The 14,742-nt window shown below is 43.9% G+C and carries 13 protein-coding genes and 1 pseudogene; 3 read left to right on the forward strand and 11 right to left on the reverse strand.

Features of this window, described 5'->3' with window-relative positions; all coding sequences use genetic code 11:
- Window positions 1-95: 95 nt before the first annotated feature.
- Both KHN78_RS02120 and KHN78_RS02125 read right to left on the reverse strand, forming a co-directional pair.
- Entirely contained in the window at window positions 96-638 is a 543-nt protein-coding gene (locus KHN78_RS02120; RefSeq protein ID WP_211919646.1) for a hydrolase, read from the reverse strand.
- A 112-nt stretch (window positions 639-750) separates the two neighbouring features.
- Window positions 751-1,611, reverse strand: a complete 861-nt coding sequence (locus KHN78_RS02125; RefSeq protein WP_211919647.1) for a LysR family transcriptional regulator — start codon at window positions 1,609-1,611, stop codon at window positions 751-753.
- Window positions 1,612-1,725: 114 nt separating this feature from the next.
- Here KHN78_RS02125 and KHN78_RS02130 point away from each other — a divergent pair.
- Together KHN78_RS02130 and KHN78_RS02135 are read left to right on the forward strand one after the other, a co-directional pair.
- Window positions 1,726-2,789 (forward strand): annotated as a pseudogene (locus KHN78_RS02130) (HlyD family secretion protein).
- Window positions 2,790-2,798: 9 nt separating this feature from the next.
- Complete coding sequence (locus KHN78_RS02135; protein ID WP_211919648.1) at window positions 2,799-3,818, forward strand: DUF2955 domain-containing protein; 1,020 nt, start codon at window positions 2,799-2,801, stop codon at window positions 3,816-3,818.
- Window positions 3,819-3,987: 169 nt separating this feature from the next.
- On the opposite strand, the gene KHN78_RS02140 is transcribed toward KHN78_RS02135, so the two are convergent.
- From KHN78_RS02140 to KHN78_RS02160, 5 genes are all read right to left on the reverse strand, one after another.
- On the reverse strand, window positions 3,988-4,758 hold the full coding sequence (locus KHN78_RS02140; RefSeq protein WP_211919649.1) for a phospholipase A: 771 nt from the start codon (window positions 4,756-4,758) through the stop codon (window positions 3,988-3,990).
- 235 nt (window positions 4,759-4,993) lie between these two features.
- Window positions 4,994-5,329 (reverse strand): hypothetical protein, encoded by a 336-nt coding sequence (locus tag KHN78_RS02145; RefSeq protein ID WP_211919650.1) that lies wholly within the window; start codon window positions 5,327-5,329, stop codon window positions 4,994-4,996.
- Window positions 5,329-5,514, reverse strand: coding sequence for a hypothetical protein (locus KHN78_RS02150; RefSeq protein WP_211919651.1), 186 nt, complete (start codon window positions 5,512-5,514; stop codon window positions 5,329-5,331). Before KHN78_RS02150 ends, KHN78_RS02145 begins: the two co-directional genes overlap by 1 nt.
- Window positions 5,511-8,060, reverse strand: coding sequence for a hypothetical protein (locus KHN78_RS02155; protein WP_211919652.1), 2,550 nt, complete (start codon window positions 8,058-8,060; stop codon window positions 5,511-5,513). The genes KHN78_RS02150 and KHN78_RS02155 overlap by 4 nt, the downstream gene beginning before the upstream one ends.
- On the reverse strand, window positions 8,050-9,015 hold the full coding sequence (locus KHN78_RS02160; protein WP_211919653.1) for a hypothetical protein: 966 nt from the start codon (window positions 9,013-9,015) through the stop codon (window positions 8,050-8,052). Before KHN78_RS02160 ends, KHN78_RS02155 begins: the two co-directional genes overlap by 11 nt.
- A gap of 314 nt (window positions 9,016-9,329) precedes the next feature.
- On the opposite strand from KHN78_RS02160, the gene KHN78_RS02165 reads away from it, so the two are divergent.
- Window positions 9,330-11,000, forward strand: a complete 1,671-nt coding sequence (locus KHN78_RS02165) for a zinc ribbon domain-containing protein (protein WP_211919654.1) — start codon at window positions 9,330-9,332, stop codon at window positions 10,998-11,000.
- 142 nt (window positions 11,001-11,142) lie between these two features.
- On the opposite strand, the gene KHN78_RS02170 is transcribed toward KHN78_RS02165, so the two are convergent.
- From KHN78_RS02170 to KHN78_RS02185, 4 genes are all read right to left on the reverse strand, one after another.
- The gene (locus KHN78_RS02170) at window positions 11,143-11,466 is read right to left on the reverse strand and encodes a helix-turn-helix domain-containing protein (protein ID WP_211919655.1); all 324 of its coding nucleotides are present in this window, start codon (window positions 11,464-11,466) and stop codon (window positions 11,143-11,145) included.
- A gap of 11 nt (window positions 11,467-11,477) precedes the next feature.
- Complete coding sequence (locus KHN78_RS02175) at window positions 11,478-11,834, reverse strand: hypothetical protein (RefSeq protein ID WP_211919966.1); 357 nt, start codon at window positions 11,832-11,834, stop codon at window positions 11,478-11,480.
- 261 nt (window positions 11,835-12,095) lie between these two features.
- On the reverse strand, window positions 12,096-12,608 hold the full coding sequence (locus KHN78_RS02180; RefSeq protein ID WP_211919656.1) for a protein disulfide oxidoreductase: 513 nt from the start codon (window positions 12,606-12,608) through the stop codon (window positions 12,096-12,098).
- The gene (locus KHN78_RS02185) at window positions 12,605-14,713 is read right to left on the reverse strand and encodes a protein-disulfide reductase DsbD family protein (RefSeq protein ID WP_211919657.1); all 2,109 of its coding nucleotides are present in this window, start codon (window positions 14,711-14,713) and stop codon (window positions 12,605-12,607) included. The genes KHN78_RS02180 and KHN78_RS02185 overlap by 4 nt, the downstream gene beginning before the upstream one ends.
- Window positions 14,714-14,742: the final 29 nt, after the last annotated feature.

The raw sequence follows: 14,742 nt of genomic DNA on the forward strand, positions 1-14,742 counted from the left end.
GATCTATCGGCTAACTGAAATCCGTTAACTAATTAGGGTCTGTTGACCTTTCGAGCTGATTTTTACAAAGAAAGATAAGCAGCCCCTAACTTCTACTATTTAATTAGCGTCAAAATCTCTTTGAATTCTGGCGCACGACAATCTTCGACCATTTCATACAAGCACATTTCTACGCCAGTTAAACCAACACCACTTGCGGTCAGTTTTGCCAATGCTAGTGCTTTGTTCGCAGGCGTTCGAGAAGAGATCCCATCCGTTACTAGCTCTACTCGGAAACCCATTTGGCGCAGCGAAACCGCTGTCTGATACACACAAATATGCGCTTCAATCCCGCACACTAACCATGTGTCGACGGCGGCATTCTCTACCGCAAGTTTGAACGTGGACGCTTTGCAGCCATCAAACGTGTACTTCGCGATTGCTAGATGGTCGGTTGCCAACACTTCACGGATAGGCTCTACCGTTGGCCCTAAACGCTCAGGGTTTTGTTCTAGCCAAACGATGGGTAAATCCAGTGCTTTCGCCCCTTTTACCAACTTAGTGATATTTTCAATCAAGCCGTCACTTTCGTGCATTAAGCTAACAAGCTTACCTTGCACATCGACAACAATTAAACCAGTGGTGTTTTTCGACAGCATACTTATATCCTATGAAGCGTATCCAAGAAAGGTCCAAGAAAGATGGTGACAATGTATCAAAACCTCCGCATAACCCAATGAAGCAATCATGCAAAGTCATTGTTCGCTCACGCTATTGGAATTTTTCTCGAAAAAGCTCAATCAAGGCTTTCACTTTATTTGGTAAAAAAAGATTAGACGGATAAATCAACGTCAGATGTTGTTGCGAATGCGAGTACTCTGGCAGCACTTCAACGAGCTGGCCATCTTCTAGCGCGGGCTTAGAATGTACTTGAGGAATAAAAGCGATGCCGTTGCCTGCAATCGCCATTATGCGTAATAAGTTCAAATCATCCGATTTCACAGTGACATGATATTTGGGATCCAACAAATCAGCGTTATAGCGGTTAGTTAACAAACGGTGATGCTCAAGGTCATCAATGCTTTCAAGCGGAGGATGGGTATCAAGATACCCTTTTGAGGCGACAAAATGGCTTCGATATGGCAATAAACTAAACTGCACGTAGCTGTCGTCAGAGACTTTCGCCACACTCGGTAATAACTGAAGATCGAACGCTTGACGCTTAAGATCAACACTCTCTTGGTGGTTTTCAATCTCCACCGACATATCAGGATAACGTGTGGTGTATTCATTAATGATCGAGTTAAACGCCGCAGAGCTCATCAATGCCGATGGGATGGCTAACCGTACTTTTCCTGTCAGTTCCTGCTGATAGTCGTCCATCACATTCAAACCTTGCTGAATATGTTCAATCGGTTGTCCTACTAACTCAAATAGGCGCTTCCCATGTTCTGTTAGCTCTATGGTTCGCGTGGTACGAATCAACAATTGGCAACCCAAAGCTCTTTCCAATTCTTGCAAACGGCGGCTCACTTTCGAACGTTGCAATTGGTTGGCCTCTGCCGCTGCGCTGATGCCGCCATGTACGATGGTTTGGCTAAACAGATAAAGATCATCAAAACTAACGTTCATTGTCCTACTTTTAGGTCATTCATGTTCTTATTTCGATTCTACTGAAATGTGATCAACTTCTCTATAATTCGCTCTCTTATTTGCTTGCCAGCATCAAAAATTCAGGAATCTCTTATGACAGCGGATCATAAATTCAAACACTGGATGCGAACACTTATTGTCCTATTCATTGTGCTATTTTTCTACATTATCATTGCTGATCGCCATGCTCCCATTACCACAGAAGGGCGCGTTCAAGGTTACGTAGTCCAAGTCGCACCAGAAGTTTCAGGCAAAGTCACCGAGGTCTTAATTGATAACAATCAATCCGTCCTCAAAGGCGATGTCTTGTTTAAAATTGACGATCGCAAATACAAAATTGCTCTTGAACAAGCTAAGTTGTCTTTGCAATCCGCGTATGAGAAAGAAGCCACACTTTACTCTCAACGCGAGGCGGCCATTGCCAACATCGCTCGAGCTCAAGCCACTTACAATAATGCTCATCGTGAGTACATGCGTTTGCAAAAACTGTCGAGTCAAAAAGTCATCTCTCAGTCCACTCTAGATAGTGCTTTTGCACAAAACCAAGTTTCTCGCTCGGCACTCAAAGCCGAACAGCAAAATTTAAAAGTGATTGAAGCGCAGTTGGGCGCAAAAAAAGGTCAGAGTACTGCAGTAAGAATCGCACAAAATGGGATTGAAAAAGCACAACTTGATCTTGCTAATACCGAGGTGCTGGCACCAAGTGATGGCGTGGTAACCAACTTACAATTGGAAGTCGGATCCATGGCAAACACCAACATGCCAATGCTGACATTTGTTCCGACAGGCTCCATGTGGGTTGCTGCAGACTTTCGTGAAAAATCGGTTGCGAGTGTAGATAAAACCTACCATGCGTTAGTCGCATTTGATGCCAATCCTGGTGCGGTCTATGATTTCGATTTATCCAGCCGAGACTACGGTGTGGCAGCTGCGCAGCAGACACCAATGGTGCGTTGACCAAAGTTGAGGCCAATAACCGCTGGGTTCGCGACGCGCAGCGCACTCGTGTGAATCTGACGAGCCAAGAAGCATTGCCGCCCTCTCTTTTTGTGGGTTCACGCGCTACCATTGTACTCTATCCAGACAACAGTCCATTTTGGCAGCTGATGGCTAAAGCACAGATCTACCTTGCGAGCTGGTTCCACTTTGTCTACTAGGTGATGATCATGAAAACCTTACGAATTTGGTTTGGTTGTTCGATGGGATTGGCCTTGAGCATGCTGTTTGGTTGGTCTTATGGTTTCTTTGCCGTCATGCTACCGCTGTTTGTGCTTGGCCGTTTAGACCATTTTAGCCTCCCTATGGTGCTCATGGTGCTGTTCTCTGCAATTTGGAGCACGGTACAAGCCACGTTTATTTTGGAATACCTTCAGTTCCATCCTACGCTGATGTTGGCTGCGGTTGGAATCATGATGCTGTTCAAATGCATCGCAATGATGAACCAGAAAACCTATTTATTTGGTTACATGGGTCTGTTAGTGGGGTCAATCGTGCTTAACTTTGCTAGCTACGACTTTATCGATATTGAAGAATTCAACGTTAACTTGTGGGTTATCTCGTTCTGTAACATCTTTGTTTGCGCGCTCGCCTATTGGCTGTTTCCTGAACCGGAATCTAAAATGGTTCAAGCCGAAATGACGACACCAGTTAAAAGCGATATCGACTACATTAGCCAAGTTGCCATGGGCTGGGTGGTGGCAATGACGGCATTTGTCGTGTTCCAAGTAGGTGATTTGTACGACTCACTTTCTGCACAGGCTTCGATACTCATCATCCTTACGCCAATGACGCTAGCTGGTTCAATGGCAATGGCAAAAATCCGCATTATCGGTACGGCTTTAGGCTGCATAGCGGGAATGGCAGTTCAATTAATCTTAGGAAGTTGGTTTGGTCACGGATTATTATTCTGGCTTGCGTTTACCATCGCGATGGGCCCCTTTTGTCTCTGGTTAACAAAAGGACAAGTGAAAGGCGCAATTGCATTTTCTGCGATGTCTGCACTTTCAGTTCCACTAACCACGTCATTAGTACCAGAGCAGAAAGACGCATTCTTCTCTATATTGTATCGCTTCAGTTCAATATTTGTCGCAGTGTTGCTCACTGCTATGGTGATGTGGGTGGTACACCATTGGATTCGCGTGATGTTGTTGAAATTCTCTGAGGTTCAGGCACTGACGGATAAGTGAGTTTCATCACTAAAAAGAGTACTTAATGGCTACACAAAAACCACTTTTTTGGACTTTACGTATTCACATGTTCAGGCCGGCACGACTGTCATACGTTTGTCGGCCTAACTTCGCACTGATTTGCGCTTTCGATTTATGATGCGATATAAACTGACCTTTGTATCAATCCTCAAAAATCAAATGCAACCCCCACTCCGAAAGCACTTTCATCAAAATCATAATTTGATATCGTAAGGCCGTAGCCAGTTTCCGCTTTCATATAACCCCGTAGCCCCTGATAAACCGGAAAATTCCAAGAGAGTCGGTAGAAGCCATATTGCCAATCTTTAGTAAACAAGTTCGCAACCGTGAGCTTTACTTCATTATCATTGACCGGAAGCCAGCCTAGTTCCAACTCACCGTACCCAAGATAGTCGACAATGTCTGGGTTATAGTCTTTATTACCCACATCTATCCACGGCTTTAAGCGCACGAAGCCTGAATCGAAATTCCACTTTGTGTCGAGATAAGCGCGGTTCCAGCTAACTTCATCTGCCCCCCCAGCCCCATTAGACTGATGCTCAAAGCCCAATGCAAGTTGCCACTGTTCCATATTCCAACGATAGAAAAGTGCAGGATTGTATTGATCGTCTCGAAAATATGCAGAGTCATCGTAAGCCTCCCAATTCGAGCGCTGCGTGTACGCAGCAAAAAGTCCATCATCCCCAAAGGCTAAAAGCTTGTATTTCATACTTATCTGAAATTGGATAAATACATCTTTTGCAGCGTGACCGTTTGGGTTGAGTGGCGCAAAGCGCTTCTGGTTAACTTTCGACTCGGTATAAAACGGAAGCAAATAATTGTCGCTGTGTGCGGAAAAACGGCTCTCGCTAGCCATGGTTGGAGACACGATTATGAGGGAGAGTACTGCCCCACACCCCAGTTTTTTAAACGTAAACATTTCTATCCTTATTAAGGAACGTAATACATTGACATGAGTATAGAAGAAACTAAAAATACTACTATTTCTTTTATTTCAAATAATTAAGATCAAGCCAGAAAACTCCCTTAAATAAGCAACTTTTCTGAACCTGGCTCCAATGATGAACAACATTCCAAAAGAAGAACGAAAGGTCGATACTAGGTTCTGTTGAACTTAGCATATCGACCTTATTATGTTTTTTCTTGAAAAATGATTACTTTTTCGAAGAAGTTTGTTTGTCTATAGCAACAAGCTGTTCAAGTAATAGCTTTTGCTCACGATCAAGCGAACCCAATACTTTTTTTAAGTTGGTTTGATAAGTATCGAGCACGTTTTTGTCCGCACTAATGGCAAGATCAAGTTGACGCTCGTACTTCTGCAAAACTTGTGTCGTACGCTGAATATTATTCATATTTTCGCGATGTTCCGCATGCATAAAGTACAGTGTGGAGGCCGCTGTAATAATCACAACCAACTTATCAATCGATAGCCAACCCGACTTGCTTTCATTCTCAGTAGCCAATTGCTCAGATATTGCTTGCTCACTCATTATTCCATGCCTACTAATTTCAATTTAAATTTAATTCGTTCTGCAGTGCGCTGAAGTTCCTGCAATGTTTGATCTTGTAAGTGGGATTGATACTGCACCAAGCCCGTCGCAGCCGCATAAGCCACCAAGGCCGAAATGATCAACCAGCGGTGTGACTTAATGGCTTGCTTCAATTTTGTAATCAAAACAGATCCCCTCTACATTTAAATCGGCTCTGGCCTTCAATCTCTTCTTGGCGAGAGATCTGCAACAAATTTTCAATGGTTAACGGTGGCATCTGAAAACACTCATAAATACTCCCATTACCACGCTGGACAAAAATCAAACTGTTATAGCGCTCTCTATCCGTATTATGAATACGCTTTATTTGAGGATTATTAGAGCGCTGCATCACGGTCAATGCTCGCTGTTCAAGAAGTTCGCGTATAGACACTCGCCCCATCTGCTTGATCTCTTTCCAACCTTCCATTGAGTCATAGTTTTGTAATAGCAACAAAGCATCTTGGGCTGGATTCGGCTTGAGGAACCATTTCTGATCCAATAGATAGCCCACCTCTTTACTGGCCAAGATGTTTGGTAGTGCAACTTCCTCTAACTGACCATCGCTGCCATAATTCAAACCAGCATAAAATCCCATCCTTTCATCGCGCTTAATGACAGCGACGTTAAAGTCGTACGGGACCTCGACTTGGCCTGATATAACAACTAAATCTCGTGCCAACTGATCAAGCCGTTGAGTCTGTTCGAAAGTACGGTAAATGTTGTTAGGTCGCTCACTCTGTGCCTGTGTATCAATCAAACTTGACAGTGCGGTTAACCCTTGGCCACCAGTTACATGCAATAACCACTCTTCAATATCGATGATGCCACCCAATAATGTGGCTGTCGCTTTATCAAACAAGCTCAGTTCAGCAGTCTGTACAACCGTCTGTTCAATAAACTCATTCATGGCCATTGCGTATGAGTTTCTATGATTAATTCCGACTGTACCAATTAAGGCAATCCCGATACCGATCACACTAAAGTAACTGACGCCCATCACACGGTTGCTTTGATAACTCGCACGACCAAACTGGAAAAGCAGGGAGAAGATAGCAAACAAACTCGCGGTAATTGCCACTGGCGGGATAAATGATAAACGAACCGCATCACTGCCTATTTGATAGAACATGCCTCCAGGGGCAAATGCCGATTGTGCCGTTGCATCGGTTAACATACGCACGAAGTTTGCGTTGTCTAGCGATGCCACCCAACGTTTAAATAGCTGTTCGCGCCCTGTCGTATGTTGGTAGCTACTATAGTAATGCTCTTTTAAGATCTGCTTGAACATCGCTCGAGTGCTACTGTGCTTAGCAATATCGACCTTATCCATATTTCGATTGCTAAATTTTAGTTTGCTAGTAGCTTGATATTGACGCCATGTTTTATCAATTTCCACACGAGCACGTTCTTGCAACGAACGGCGAATCGGCGTTGAATCAGTGCGTGACCACGTTGCCGACACTTTGTAACCTTGATCCCGAGCAACTTGCACCACGATTTGCTTAATGGCCGCTTGGGCGACAAATTCATGTTGCTCTAGATCATCGTCAAACGGGTATCGGTGCTCCAGATAAGCGATTCGAGCATCTTGCAGTTTAGCTCTAAATGAACGCGTAATACCTGCTAAATACTTGTTATATAGCCAAGGCTCATCATCTAAACTCAATAGACGCAGGCCTGCTATTCGGCCCGAATCTATTTCATTTTGCATATAGTCGTGCCACTGTTGGCGTAATGCATCGACACAATTAGAATCACAGCTTTTCGCACGTAAGCGTTGGACTTGACCACGATATACTTCTACATACCGTTTAACCAAGGGTTCAACAAATTCCGCATCATTATCAAAACCTTGTTGATAAACCAACCATTCTTGAGCCAATTGTGCATCTATTTTACGTTGCAACTCACCAAACTCACGCTTAAACGCACTTGGACCGGTATAGTTCTGGCGAATTTTTGCGATCGCTTTTTGGGTTGCCAAATAGTGTTTTAGCTCTTTATCGTATTGTGCCCGTGCTTGCTTATAGAGTGGAAAAATTTTGCTATTAAAATACGCTTCTTGATCACGCTCCATCAAAGTGACCATCATATTTTCGGTCTGAGCGGCAATCGTGCTATCAACAGCAGAAGACATCAAAGCCAATGATGGCAATAATGCAACGAGAAGCTTACGACGTTCGTCATCGGCAACGATCGAGTTCATAGCCTCAGCACGATCAAAAACCACCATTTGGCGATCTAAGACTTCTTTAAACAAGAGTGAGCGCACCGCCGCCAGCTTAGTTTCTGGCGATGTCGAGATGACAAGTTGATCAACCGTGATGCGCAGCGCAGGTACCGATGCGATCCAAAGCAGCATAAACACCACAAAGCGGCGGCTGAAAGCACCAAAAAATGGCACCATGTTTAACGCAAGCATGTGCTTCGGAATCGCAGTTGCGACCGCTAACGCCAAACCAAATCCACTGACGATACGACCAATCAACTCAACATGTTCAGCCAACTCTGCATATTCGCCCACTAAAGTTTCTAGGCCTGAGGCATAAAGCTGAACAAGCACCGTATTCAACGACACCTCAACCCACATATAAGCTAGTAGGCCAGGTAGTATGATAAAAAACAGCAACAAAATAGGGATGGATCCCTTGCTGGGTTTCGTTGCGGTCACATTTTGGTTAGGCACCATGTTTGCCTCCAAAGACGATCACTTTCTTTTTCCGTGCACTGCTATCGTCAGCTTTGGAGTGGCATAACGCTTGGTTACTTTGCCCCTGCCCTGCCGAGCAGCGGTCAATTAAAGTCGCAATATCACCTCGATAGGTTAGGTAGCGCCCAGTTGATAGTAGAGACTGTTGCTGCTTAAGTTGATTAAAATCCGCATCAGCTGGCAACAATGAAACAAGTTTTACCTGAGATTTGATACTTTCTCGGCTGTAGGGTTCGGTGGGTGTACTGATCATCGTACCTTGAGTCAGCGCTTGGCAGCTTCGTAAAACATCACCGTGCGTGAGTACTAAAAAGCGAGTCGTATCTATCGCATCTACAAATTGCATCGACAATTCGCCTACGGTAGAAGCACGTTGACCAGTCACAATCAAAATATTCCTTAGAGCAAACGACAGGTGCTTTTTCTTTAAAAGCTTATGCTGCTCGCCAGTAACCAACAATGTTTGGTCAAGGTAAGCGAAATGAGTTGTCCAATCTCGAACTAAGGTTCCCTTATCAATGCTCGTCAAATCAAACAAAACACTATCAAAAGAAAGAGTTAAAGATTCAAGTGTTTGTGAACGACTATCGTTTGGGAAAAAGAAGTAATCATCACCTTGTTTTTTTAAGGAGACAAGAGTGTAACCAAACGAAGAAGATTGGTACTGTTCAAGCTCTTTGAGCAAAGCAGTACGAGTCGCTATCGGATAAAGGCAACTACCCTCGTCCAAAGGTACAATTCGACCAAAGCGATCGAGCACTAAGCCGCGTTGCACAAGTGCATCTTGTAACTCACTGTTCTTTACTGATTCATCAGCATAATCTGGTAAATTGAGCGTGAATGACAACGTAGGTGCTTCATAAGGGATAGGTGGAGGACTAGAGCAACCGGCTAATACTAACAACAGTACAATCCAACATATATTCCGTTTCATTTTGGGTTTTCTGTTCCAATTTCAAAAATTCGGCGAATTTTACATTATTTTGTATGCCATTAATTGACTAAGAGCACATTGCTCACTTTTATTTTTTTACTCGCTCAATATACAACCACTCGCATTTTTATTAGCGGTCTCTTATTTGCACTTCAATACAAAAAATTAACAAATCCACCTAAAGCAGAATATATAACTGTTGATTGTTGATGTAACTCACAAATACGCACTCCAAATACTAGATTCTTTCATCAAATATTTTTCATTCAGCTAATCTGCGCCGGTTTATTATCGGCTCATAGTAAGGATGACCAATGCACCATTGCGGTAACGGCCTGTATCTTCAGGATAAATTTTGCACTCAATGCGGAGAGGAAGTTGAGGAAAGCAAAAAGTTGCTCACGTTAACGGATATCGAACCAAACCTACTTGATGACCTAATTCAATCTTGCCCGGAAGCCAAAACCTTTACAGGTCGTCTAAAAAACAGTTTCTATTACAAGCGTCGTAATAAAGGCGGCAACATTACCTTTTCCTATTGGTGGATTACCCTAGAAAATGCCGATGGTGAGGTCAAACAGATCAGCATCAACGCTGAAAACGAGGCGTTCAACAATCTAAAAAATGGTACTGTCATCAGCTTACTTGAGCCAACTGACATTAATCTACACTACCTATTAGACGATGCAGCAAAAGGGATTGTGACTAATGACTTGCTCGCTTCTGGCGTCATTCTTCACAATGATGATGGGCAAGTATCCACCCTAACCAATCACTATAACTGCAGCAAGCCCCGCATGGGAGGCTTTATCGGTCTCGGCCTGATACTGGCAATTATCGCCACCGCAATTGTGGCTGGTATGTCAGATATGGGTGATGGTGCGATTCTAGTTGGTATTTTTATTAGCGTAGCCTGCATGGTGCCTCTATATAACAGCAACGTTACTGCTTTCCAAAAAGAGTTCGCCCGTAAAGAAAGCATTACCGCAACCCTGGCAAAAATTTTAGAGATAAGTAAATACCAGCTAGGTTTCCATAAGGTTGAACGCACAAATCGTGATGATGATATCTTTTGTGGGACTTGCGACCACCGTATTCAATTAGACCTAGAGTACTGCCCTCAGTGCGGGACAAGTCAAACTATCCATCAGAATATGCAGCCGTCATCAGAGAATGAACCTGACTCTGTCGCTTGCATGAATGACACCAAAGAGTCGCAACTGCTTGTAGAGGAACCTCAACCCAAAGAATCCTCTAGAAAAAGTATTCGTGAAATGCGCCTAGATAAAATGAAAGAGTTTTATCAGTCTCACCAACAGGAATTCATATACCGTCATGCGCTAAGTCCAAATGAGAAATTTGATGGTAGCGCTTGGTGCTATATGGTTCAGGTCACAGACCGCAAGATGAATACCGATGTGAGCGATGTAACCTACACTGAAACCTACACGATTCGCGATAAACACGGTTTTTACGACACGAAAACCACTAGACATCGTGTTCGCGATTCTAAACTATCCGGGAAACTTACCGTAGAGGATGAAACCGGCGAGATTTTTGAACAATGGCTACCTGACTCTTTAATGGCGCACACTGAGGTGGGTGATTACCTGTTGATTGGCTACTCTCGTCGTCAGAAAAATGATAGGTATCGAACATATAGTGAGTACTACTACAACATCAGTAAAGGCCGTTGGGAAATGCCTGAATCAATACATGATTACGGTGAAACAAGCTTACTGTCAAAGTTTTTGGTGCTATTAGTCGCGGTAGGATGTGGGGCACTCATCTATCAAACCCGAACCCTAGAGTTAGGTGCAGGCCTGTTTGGGCTATTTATGGTTGGTGTCGCGCTCAAGTCTCGCAATACGGACAAAGCCAATAACAAAAATGCGAGTGATTTAATTCAGCCAATTATGGACACTCTATACCGAGTTCGTGACAACAAAAAAGAACTGTTGGCTTATCTTGCTAAACTGAAGTAACGCTAGATTTCACTAATAAAAATAGCTCTAGATTGCACTAACGAAAAGCAGAAAGACTCGGTGTCAAACCCGGATCTTTCTGTGTTTTCTTAACTCAGATGGATTCTAGAGAGTGAGCATATCTAACAGTTCAAACGAACCTCTATTGAATGACAAGCATCGCAAGTGCGCCAACGGCGACGCCACAACTAAATGTTCCTACGCCAATAACTAACGCATTAGGTAGTGGACTAGGATCTTGGCCAACATCGCTACCTGCACCGTCTTCCTGCGCTGCGACTAATAACACGGAATAGTCTATTTCAAATGCAGAAGCGAGAGAGCGTCCAGTTTCAAGTGAGGCACTACCATGCAGTTCTACCCTTTGAATGGTACGCAAACTCAAGCCACATATATCGGCCAATTGCTGTTGTGTCCATGCTCGGCTTTGTCTAAGATTGCGAATTTTTGAGGTGTCTAATTGCATCCATCTACCCCTTATGTTGCGACTGCAGTTGCTACTAATCCAAAAAACAACCCACTAACAAAAGCGATAGATATACCTTTAAGAACTTGACGATGAGTCATACCAAATTTGTACTCATCCACACATTTTTTGTCGCGTATTAAATAAACTGCGACAGCCCCAAAAAAGTGCATGTGTAATTGAATCTCTAAATCGTCGTTCTCAATATTAATCGGATGGCTCGATTTTAAACGCCAATTGCGTTTTTCTGAGACCAACACATCATCAACATAAACCCATTCTTTTCCACTTAACATTGAGCATTGAACAGTAATATCATGCCCTTTCCACTCGAAGTAACTGGTTAAAATCGTCTTCCCTGTTTGCATCATATTTCCCTATTTTTGTTTGACTCTCCAAGCGTGCCGAAAAAATCCTTTCTCTCCAACGACGTCTGGATGACTGTCGTACTATTGTCATATTCGACCGTAGTGACACTGACATGACAGTACTATAATTTCAAAGACTTACGTTATTTCACTTTATCGACAGTTCACAATCAAGATTAAAAAATTTAGCACGTCATGCCCTCTTGCACACTGATTACATTGTAAAAGCGTGCAAAAAAATCGACGTGCTAGACATCGTAATTATGTCATCCAGATCCGTGCTAGTATTCCAATCGGTGTTGTCACACCAGTGGTAATTGAACTCACTTCACCCTCTTTTATCACATAGATGGTTGGTGTGACGCTGATATGCCAATCTCGCATAATTTGGCTATTGGGATCATTGATATTGTTAAACCGATAATCTTTGACCTGCATAAATTGCTCGACCCTTTCCTTTGGGCCAGAAGCTCCCGACACCGCCACCACTTCATAGTAGTCACTCAACCAACTTACGCTTGGGCTGACAAACTTACACGCAGCACACCAGGTTGCCCAAAAATAGACGACAATAGGTTCATCATAACTTTTGCCAATGACATCCAAATACTCACCATTGGCCATCAGAACACGCAATGGGGGTGCTTGTTCGTTTGGAATGTCTTTGGTCCGATACCAATCCATACCAATAGACAGTACGGTCACCATGAGTACTATTTGCAACGCTTGACTAAACCAATACTTGAACGATTTGTGCTTTTTTACAGTACTCACTTCGTCACGCCTCCGCTTGCCCGTTCGATGGCTTTAACGACCACTTCGTCAGTTAGAATAACAGGCAAAGGGATCCCCTCTGGGGCGGCAGGACCATAAACGATGTTGAACGGCACGCCAAAACGACCATGCGCTCGCAAGAAGTCAGTAACGGAACCGTTTGGATGCGTCCAATCGCCTTTTAAGGTTGCCACATTTGGGCTTTGCAACATTGAATACACCGGATCTTGCCAGATTACCCCTATCTTGTTGGCTTTGCAGGTCACACACCAATCCGCTGTTACATCAACGAATACAACACGACCATTTTCCACGTGATCCGCAATAGCTTGACTTGATAACTTCTGCCACGCCAAATCTTCTGGCAATGGTGTGGCCCAATGCTTAGTCGTCATACTGCCCAGCACTAAACCACCAACAATCAGGATTAAAGAGACGCTGCCAGATAACGCCAACGCTTTATTGCCATAGACACGCTTCACACAAACCATGATGTACATAAACGCAACTAAGCCAATGAGTATTAGCCAGAATATTGGTAAGTGATTCGCCATCAGAGACAACAACCAAACGCTGGTTGCTAGCATCATGATACCAAACACGATTTTCACAACGTTCATCCATTGTCCTGGCTTAGGCAGTTTTAATGCGATACCAGGGAAGATAGCGACGACAATCCATGGTAGAGCCATGCCTATTGCCAATGCAGTGAAAACAGCAAATAAGGTGATCACATCCGCCCCTAAAGCAAAGGCAACAGCAGTGCCAAGGAAAGGCGCTGAACATGGTGTCGCCAATAAGGTTGCAAACACTCCTTGAACGTAGTGACCAAACAGTGAATTGTCGCCCTTAGACGCTAGCCAGGTATTCGCACCTGATGACAAGCGAATTTCAAACAAACCTAACATGTTTGTACCAAATAGCGCAGTGACCAGAACCATCACACCAAGGAACCAAGGACTTTGGAACTGAAGGCCCCAACCAATTGCGTTGCCAGTCAGTTTAAGGACCAAAATAAAGCCTGCAAGAATCCAAAACGACGTCAAAATGCCTAATGAAGAAGCAAGAAATTGGGTGCGAATTTGGCGACGTTCGACACCTTGGGCGGCAACAATGCTGCTCAGTTTCATGCCTAACACCGGCAGTACACACGGCATAATATTGAGAATCAAACCACCCAATAGCGCAAACAAAAAGATGCTTGATAACGAGGTGTTCGGCAAAGCCTCGGTAATAACCCCAGATCTGGCCAATGCGGACTCCTCCGCCAATAAGTTACTATCTTTAACAGAAACCACAACGCCTTGGTTTGCCAAATTCACTTTACCAAGCCACGAATTTACTCGGTAATTGGCGGTTAGGGTATTGCCCTCATGTTGTATTCCCTCAAGTTTAAAACTGTAATCTCGAGTGAAGTCCTCTACGCCATCAACCAATATTTCTGGTGCATTCCAACCTTGTGTGTTGTTCACCTTTACTTGAAGTTTAGATTGCTCGGCATCCCAAATAGCTTGGGTCACATCAATAAATGGGGAGGCTTGCGGTACACGACTCAAAGCTTGCGCATAGGTAAACATCGCGTCTTCATTAATTTGCAGATAAGACGGAATGAAAGCGAGTTGAATGTGGTAATCCGTCAATACACAGATCGTGGTACACGAAGACAACGTCAGGGTCGCATCAATCATCACAGGTTTGTTCATGTCTTCAACATGGAACGTCATCGGGAAAACGGTATCCCCTTTGTAACCTAACGTCTCGACACCAAGTAGCTCGTACTTTTTAGGATAAGGCCATTGCCAATCTACGTTCGTCAGGTTCTGAGAATTGTCCCACTTAATTGAGGGCGCAACGCCTCCCTCACCCGGCGAACGCCAATAGGTTTTCCAATCACCACTGAGTTTGACATCAAGGTATCCCGTTACGGTTTTGGCTTGACGATCTTGCTGCCCGGTAAGCACCAGACGCGTTTGTACTGACGGGTGTTGCGGGTTCGTAAGCCATCCTGTATCCGTCGTTTGCGCGTGCACGAATAACGAAAACAAAGTGAGTGCTAACGTCAGGAAAAAGTGAAACGCAGTATGGCGTATAATTGATAAACGCATTGTGAACTCTATAACAGTGGAAACATGGG

The organism is Vibrio sp. B1REV9, from assembly GCF_905175395.2.
In the GTDB taxonomy this organism is placed as follows: domain Bacteria; phylum Pseudomonadota; class Gammaproteobacteria; order Enterobacterales; family Vibrionaceae; genus Vibrio; species Vibrio alfacsensis.